The organism is Parvimonas sp. D9, from assembly GCF_035282565.1.
Taxonomy (GTDB): Bacteria; Bacillota; Clostridia; order Tissierellales; family Peptoniphilaceae; genus Parvimonas; species Parvimonas micra.
The window spans coordinates 1-693 of record NZ_JAYKBM010000032.1 but is presented as its reverse complement, the minus strand read 5'-3'; the positions used below and the strand labels follow the sequence as shown (position 1 = coordinate 693).

The window sequence follows — 693 nt, the reverse complement described above, 5'->3', positions numbered from 1 at the left end:
TTCGCCCTATTCAGACTCGGTTTCCCTACGGCTCCGTAACTTCATTACTTAACCTTGCCGCACACCATAACTCGCTGGCCCGTTCTACAAAAAGTACGATATCATCTCTCTTAAGACTCTATCTGCTTGTAGGCATAAGGTTTCAGGTTCTATTTCACTCCCCTCCCGGGGTTCTTTTCACCTTTCCCTCACGGTACTATTCTCTATCGGTCACTGAGTAGTATTTAGCCTTAGGGGGTGGTCCCCCCATTTTCACACAGGATTTCTCGTGTCCCATGCTACTCTTTTAAAGTCAGATTCGGCTTGATTTCGTTTACAAGACTTTCACTTTCTTCGGTTGAATCTTTCCAGACCATTCAACTATCTTACCTCTTCCTTAACTTATTTTGGGCTCTTTCCATTTCGCTCGCCGCTACTTTGAAAATCGAATTTTTTCTTTCTTTTCGTCTGGCTACTTAGATGTTTCAGTTCACCAACTTTTCCCTCTTGTTGCTATGTATTCACAACTAGATACTTGAGGTTTGCTCAAGTGGGTTTCCCCATTCGGACATTCCCGGATCTAAGGATATTTGCTCCTCCCCGAGACTTTTCGCAGCTTGTCACGTCCTTCTTCGGCTCTCAGTGCCAAGGCATTCACCTTATGCCCTTGGTCGCTTGACCAGAAATATATTTCTCTTTAATTGTCAGGTTCCT

At 44.3% G+C, this 693-nt stretch carries 1 rRNA gene; it reads right to left on the bottom strand.

From position 1 onward, the window contains the following. Positions 1-660 (bottom strand): 23S ribosomal RNA (locus VJI94_RS07875); the annotation flags it as partial. Positions 661-693 lie beyond the last annotated feature (33 nt).